Annotated in this window: 6 protein-coding genes; all 6 read left to right on the forward strand. The window is 33.7% G+C overall.

Going from position 1 to position 6,851, the window contains the following annotated elements; all coding sequences use genetic code 11:
• The first annotated feature begins 22 nt into the window (after positions 1–22).
• Positions 23–2,560 carry a BamA/OMP85 family outer membrane protein gene (locus B5X64_RS12500; RefSeq protein WP_079465576.1) on the forward strand — a complete coding sequence of 846 codons (2,538 nt, stop codon included), beginning with the start codon at positions 23–25 and terminating at the stop codon, positions 2,558–2,560.
• A gap of 4 nt (positions 2,561–2,564) precedes the next feature.
• Positions 2,565–3,110 carry an OmpH/Skp family outer membrane protein gene (locus tag B5X64_RS12505; RefSeq protein ID WP_066681129.1) on the forward strand — a complete coding sequence of 182 codons (546 nt, stop codon included), beginning with the start codon at positions 2,565–2,567 and terminating at the stop codon, positions 3,108–3,110.
• A gap of 73 nt (positions 3,111–3,183) precedes the next feature.
• Complete coding sequence (locus B5X64_RS12510) at positions 3,184–3,687, forward strand: OmpH/Skp family outer membrane protein (RefSeq protein WP_079465577.1); 504 nt, start codon at positions 3,184–3,186, stop codon at positions 3,685–3,687.
• Positions 3,688–3,756: 69 nt separating this feature from the next.
• Positions 3,757–4,242, forward strand: coding sequence for an acyl-CoA thioesterase (locus tag B5X64_RS12515; RefSeq protein WP_079465578.1), 486 nt, complete (start codon positions 3,757–3,759; stop codon positions 4,240–4,242).
• A 10-nt stretch (positions 4,243–4,252) separates the two neighbouring features.
• Entirely contained in the window at positions 4,253–5,113 is an 861-nt protein-coding gene (rfbD, locus tag B5X64_RS12520) for a dTDP-4-dehydrorhamnose reductase (RefSeq protein ID WP_079465584.1), read from the forward strand.
• Position 5,114: 1 nt separating this feature from the next.
• Positions 5,115–5,798: a hypothetical protein gene (locus B5X64_RS12525; protein WP_079465579.1), complete on the forward strand. Its 684-nt coding sequence runs from the start codon at positions 5,115–5,117 to the stop codon at positions 5,796–5,798.
• The last annotated feature ends 1,053 nt before the right edge of the window (positions 5,799–6,851 follow it).

The following is a 6,851-nucleotide window of genomic DNA, read 5'->3' on the forward strand; positions in this document are numbered from 1 at the left end:
AGAAAAGAAAGATTACGATAAAATGAAGTTTAGACTATTACCCATCATTATGTTTGCTGCTTCTGCACATTTTTATGGACAGGTAACTCCACAAGACAGTACAAAGGTTGATGCCTCTACTGTTATTGCAGAAAATCAAACAGGAACTTACACGCTGAAGGACATTGTTGTTGATGGGGTAAAAAAATACACACCAGCTCAGATCTTTAGATTTACAGGCTTATCGAAAGGTGAGACGGTAGACATTCCCGGACAAAAGGTAAGTAATGCAATTAAAAAACTTTGGGATTCTCAATCTTTCTCTGAAGTTGAAGTTTATGTAGAAAGCATTGAAGGACAGACCGTTGTTCTTAGATTTTACCTGCAAGATCTAAAAGATCTTGGAGAAGTGAAATTTACAGGTAAAGGAATAGGTAAGTCTAAAAATGAAAAACTAGCAAAAGACAATAACTTAAAGCCAGGAACAAAGATTACTCAAAACCTTGTTTCTAGCCTTAAAACAAATATTCCTAAAGACTACGTTAAAAAAGGTTTTGCTGATGCTAAAATCACCATTCAGGATAAGGTAAATGGGAGTGATCCTAACCTTGTAGACTGGACGATTAATGTAGATAAAGGAAAAAGAATAAAAATCAGTCACATCGAGTTTGAAGGAAACGAAAGCGTAACTGATGCAAAGCTTAGAAACAAAGCTTTCAAAGAAACCAAACAGAAAAGATTTGGTATCGGTGGTATTCTTAAATCTTCGAAATTTGTTCAGGAAAAATACCAGGAAGACAAGCAGAATTTAGTAAATTATTACAACTCTTTAGGATACCGAGATGTTGCAATTGTTTCAGACTCTGTATGGAGAAATAAGAAAAACAACTACGAAATCAACGTTAAACTAAAAGAAGGTAAAAAATATTACATTGGTGATATTACATTTATCGGAAATACAGTATATCCTACAGAATTTCTTGAAAGAAAATTAGGATACAAGAAAGGAGATATCTATGATGCTGTAGGTTTTAACAAGAAAGTAGGAGAAGACGGCGGAAAAGAAGACGATTCTGATATCAAATCGACATACATGAATAATGGTTATCTTTTCTCAAACGTTACTCCGGTTGAAAAATCTGTTAATGGAGATGCTATTAATCTTGAAATAAGAATCAACGAAGGTGAGCAGGCAAGCTGGAATAAAGTAACATGGTCTGGTAATACTACCACTCATGATCATGTAATTTTGAGAGCATTAAGAACCAAGCCGGGAGAGTTGTTTAAGAAAACAGAAATCAAAAGAACTTATTTTGATTTGGCTTCAATGACATTCTTTGATCCTCAACAAATTGGACAGGATATTCAGCCAAATCAGCAGGATAATACTGTTGATATCGGTTGGAAATTAGTGGAAAAAGGTTCTTCTCAGGTTCAGTTACAGGCTGGTTACGGAGGTAACAGTTTCATCGGAACTTTAGGGCTTACTTTCAATAACTTTTCATTAAGAAACTTTTTGAAACTTAAGGATTTCAGACCAGTACCTCAAGGTGATGGGCAAACGTTATCTATTCAAGCTCAAGCGGGACAGTACTTCCAGAATTATGGGGTTTCATTTACAGAACCTTGGTTATTTGGTACAAAACCGACAGCACTTTCTGTAAGTTTAAACAATTCAAGAGTTAATTATAGCCAGTCTATAGGACCAGACCAGAGGTTGAATATTTTCTCAGCAACGGTAGGGTTAAATAGATATTTGAAATGGCCAGATGATTATTTCTCTTTATACACAGGGATTCAGTTTCAAAAATATAACTTCAGCAATTACCCTTTTGAGTTTGGTGATACCACAGAATTGTATGGTAACGCTAACAATTTAAGTTTAAATGTTGGATTAAGCAGAAACTCTGCAGGTATAGATCCTATTTTCCCAACTATGGGTTCAAATATTGAATTGTCAGGTAAATTTACACCACCATATTCATTGTTTAGTAATAAAAATTACTCAACGATGACGCCTACCGAAAAATATAAGTGGATGGAATTTTACAAAGTGAAGTTTAAAGCTGATGTTTATAATGAAGTTATCGGAAAATTAGTCTTAAGATCTTCTGCAGAAATGGGCTTCATGGATGGTTACAATAAAGAATTGGGGGCACCGCCATTTGAAAGATTCTATGTAGGGGGAACCGGCCTTTTCGGAGGTAGATTTGATGGTAGAGAGCTAATTCCATTGAGAGGATACGAAAATGCCTCTACATATGGTGGGCAGGCAGAAGATATTACTCAGAGAGGTGGAGGTACTATTTATAACAGATTTACGTTAGAATTAAGATATCCGATTTCATTAAATCAAACTGCCAAAATCTATGCACTTACTTTCGCAGAAGGAGGTAACGTTTGGAACAAATGGGGAGATTACAATCCGTTCCAGCTTAAAAGATCTGTAGGTGTAGGTGTGAGAGTTTATATGGGAGCATTTGGTTTAATAGGATTTGATTTCGCTTACGGATTTGATAAAACAATCAGTGGTGATGTATCTGGTGGTAGAACACACTTCTTAATGAACCAATCTTTATAACAGTATGAAAAATTTTAAAACTCTTTTCACTTTAGCGGTAATTTTGCTTTTTAGTTTTAGCAATGCTCAAAAATTAGGAGTCATTGACACCCAATATATTTTGGACAAGATGCCTCAGTATAAAGAAGCAGAAGCAAGACTTAACTCTCAGATTGATACTTGGGAACAGGATATTAAAAACCTTCAATCCCAGTATGAACAAAAAAGAGCTGCTTTCGAAAGTGAAAAAGTTTTATTAATTGGCGATCAGCTTAAACTTAGAGAAAAAGAAGTCTTAGATCTAGAAAAAAGTATTCAGACGACGCTAAGTTTAAGATTTGGAAAAACCGGAGAAATCAATCAGCTAAGAGCTAATTTGGTTGAGCCTTTTGAAGACCAAATTTGGGGAGCTGTAAAAACCATGTCAGAGAAAAATGGCTTGGGCATAGTTCTTGATAAAAATAGCCATGTAAATGTGGTTTTCCTTCAACCAAGATATGATTATACAGATAAAGTATTAACAATCTTATTAAAAGGAACTGAAAAAGAAAAGAAAACAAATAAAAAGTAGTAAAAGTTTTATTAGGACTTAACTTTTACTTAAATTTAAAATCTAAAAACAAATTAATTATTTATTACCCGTTATGAAAAAATTAAGTGTATTATTTGCAGCAGCAATGATGATTGTCTCTGTTGGGATGGTAAAAGCGCAAAAAATTGCTACTCTAGACTTAGTAAGCATACTTAATGCAATGCCAGAAAAGAAAAAAGCAGATACAGATCTTAAAGCTTTCCTTGATGCTAAAGAAAGTGAAATAAAAAAGAAAACTGATGCTATGCAGACAAAATATGCTTTGTATACTAAAGAAGCTCCTACAAAAACTGAAGCTGAAAACAAAGCAAGACAAGAAGAAATGCAAAAGTTACAGACTGAAGCTCAGCAAATGAGTGAAAGAGCACAAAAAGATCTTGCTGAAAAAGAAAAACTAGCTTACGCTCCTATCGAAAAGAAAGTGATGGATGCTGTAAACAAAGTGGCAAAAGCAAGCAGCTATGATTATGTAATGGATACAAACTCTGCAGGTCTTATCTACAAAGGAGGTCCTGATGCAACTCCAGCTGTTAAAAAAGAATTAGGTCTTCAATAATTTTTGAAATTAACAAAGATTTATAAAAACTACCACTTCATTTCGGAGTGGTTTTTTTATTTTTGCGATATGGAAAAAGAAGTCTCAACGACCGTAAAAGTAAGATTCAGTGATTGTGATCCTATTGGGCATTTAAATAATGTAAAATATCTAGATTACATGTTCAATGCCAGAGAAGATCATGTAGAAACCTTTTATGGCTTTACTTACGAAGAGTATACAAAAAAAACCGGCTGTACCTGGATTGCCATTCAAAATGAAATTGCTTACCTAAAAGAAGTAAAATACAATACTCAGGTTGTTATCAGCAGTAAAACGATAGAGATAGGAGACCGAATTTCTAAAGTTGAGATTTTAATGAAAAGTCTTGATGAAAAAACCATTCATGCAGTGCTTTGGGTGACGGTAATTTATTTTAATATAAAAACAAGACGTTCCGATGTGCATCCGGAAGAGATTATGCAGACGTTTGGAAATTTTTATGTTGATTTAGAGCAGAAAGACTTCCAGTCTAGAGTTAAGTTTTTAAGATCACAAAATGCAAAAAATTCATAAAACAAATCAAATGCAAAAAATACTTGTTATAGGCAGTAATGGGCAATTGGGAAACTGCATCAGAAAAATTGCTCCCGATTTTGAAACTCGTTATGAATTTATTTTTACAGAGTCACAGTCTTTAGATATTACAGACGAAGATCAGATTAATGATTTCTTTTATGATCAAAAACCCGATTTTTGTATCAATGCTTCCGCGTATACCGCGGTAGACCTTGCCGAAAAAGAAACTGAAAAAGCTTTTGCTGTGAATGCAGAAGGAGTAGAAAATTTGGCTAAAGCTTGTGCAGATTACAAAACAGTACTCATTCACGTTTCTACCGATTATGTATTTGATGGTGAAACCAATTTAGATTATTCAGAAGATGACTTTACAAGTCCTATCGGTGTGTACGGAGAGTCTAAACTAAAAGGTGAAGAATTAGCGTTAGAAAATAATCCGAACACAATTATTCTAAGAACCTCTTGGCTATATTCAGAGTTCAACAAAAACTTTGTGAAAACAATGCTTAATCTATTTTCGCAAAAAGAAGAATTAGGAATTGTTGGTGATCAGTTTGGGCAACCTACTAATGCTAATGATTTGGCGGAAGCAATTATGAGTATCGTCGAAAATTCAAACAAAACTTTTGGAGTCTTCCATTTTTCCAATTATCCTGAAACAACATGGTTTGAATTTGCAAAAAAGATTGCCGAGTTCTCCAAGTCACCGATAAAGCTAAATGCATTGACAACAGAGCAATATCCAACTCCGGCAAAAAGACCAAAAAGAAGTACCATGTGTCTCGATAAAATAGAAAACACCTACAAAATTCAGCCAAAATATTGGGAAAACAGCTTAGAAGATTGTGTTAATATACTTTCAAATTAAAATGAAGATAAAAAATACAGCCCTATTCATTTTTATGATGGCAGTTGCATTCATGAATGCACAAAATGTTTATTTATCTAAAGTTGAAAAAACAAAAGAAAATAAAGATAAATACTTTTATAAAATAGACCCCGCAAAATCTAATGCAGAATATTTGGGTGAAATTGATGTACAAGGATTTTCCAATGATGACGCTACGATCTATACTTCCATTTATAAAAAAGCAAAAGAAATAGGAGCCAATGCCTTTTCTTACAAACCATTTGAAAGTGTAGACGAAAAAACGCAACCATTTAATCCGGCAAACTACCAATTAGGACTTTACTATATAACAAAAGACGAGCTTTCAAAACCGTCAGATGTAATGTACTTTTTTTCATCATCTTCAAAACCGCAGACCATTAGCATTAACAAAAAAGATTATATTTTGCAGCCAAGGTCATTTACTTCAATCAAAGGTGTTCCTGGAGAAATTTATACAATCTCTACAAAAAAATTCTTAGGCTCTACCATCAAGATTTCTGTCAATGAAAACTCTCAGGCTCAATATTTTCAAATTTCATCCGCTAAAATTAAACCCAACACTTATGGTGAACCCGGGATTAATCTGAAATCAGGCGATATTATTGGGCTCGACAAATCATTTGGTGATTTTCTAAGAATGATTTACACCGAAAATAAATAATAAGCTTCTCAAAATACCATAATCTACCCTCGATTTCTTTCGGGGGTATTTTTTTAGGAGCTATTTCCCGCTGTCCACTATATCTTTTTTTTGCCAACGTTTTTTTCAAGCCAATGCAAAAAAAAGGATGTCGTTCCCATCAGGGCTAAGAAATACTATATAATAAAGACGTTTTAGTTTACCTATTCAATTTTCAGCAATCTCGAGAATTGCCTTCCATTTTTTTACCGGTCTTACGCCTTACTAAGCCGCCAACAACAACAAAATGGCATTACATTCCCCTCCATTGGAGGAGGAGCAAAAAATCAAATAATTTTTTGATGGGGTGGCTTTATCATCTCAAGCTCTCTGCAAAACTTCATACTTATCCCACGAAAATTTACCAAAGAACAGAATAATTGCTATCAAACACTCCTTAGTCTTAATTTGCTAAGTGAAAAATCTTTCTTTACTTATATAATATATATTAATCTCGATTTGAATAAACTGGGTTATGAATTAAATTTTCAGCTCCCTAGGAGCTGTATCTTTGTAGAAAATAATTGTTATTTAGAATATGAGCTCCATAGGAGCGACACCAACGCTCCAACAACTTCTATTTACCCCTTAAAATGATTGTCTCACGTAACCAGTAGTTTAAGTTTAAATATTAATTAAATATAAACTTAAGTTTAATTAAATTAGGATTGTGTTATTAAAAAGTTCTACTTTTGCCCCACTGAAAAACGAGAGTTTATTGGTAGCGCAGAAGAGCTTTTAAGGAGGCGAAAACGATAAGACTAATGTTATCTATAAGTAGATAAATATCTTAAAAGACTTTTAAATTTTTTAGAAATAAAATTTGGTAAAGTTAAAAAGATTTGTATCTTTGCAGTCCGGTAAAACGGGAGCGCAGGAGTAGATAGGTTGAGTGTTTGGATAAGGGTTTAGGGTCATCAAAAAACTTTAAAATTTCTTGAAAAAACATTTGGTCAGTTAGTAAAAAAGTTTTACTTTTGCACACGCAAATCGGTACTGAAAACGACAGAAAATGTAGGTATCGTAAAAAGCGGA

Source organism: Chryseobacterium balustinum (assembly GCF_900168205.1).
Taxonomy (GTDB): domain Bacteria; phylum Bacteroidota; class Bacteroidia; order Flavobacteriales; family Weeksellaceae; genus Chryseobacterium; species Chryseobacterium balustinum.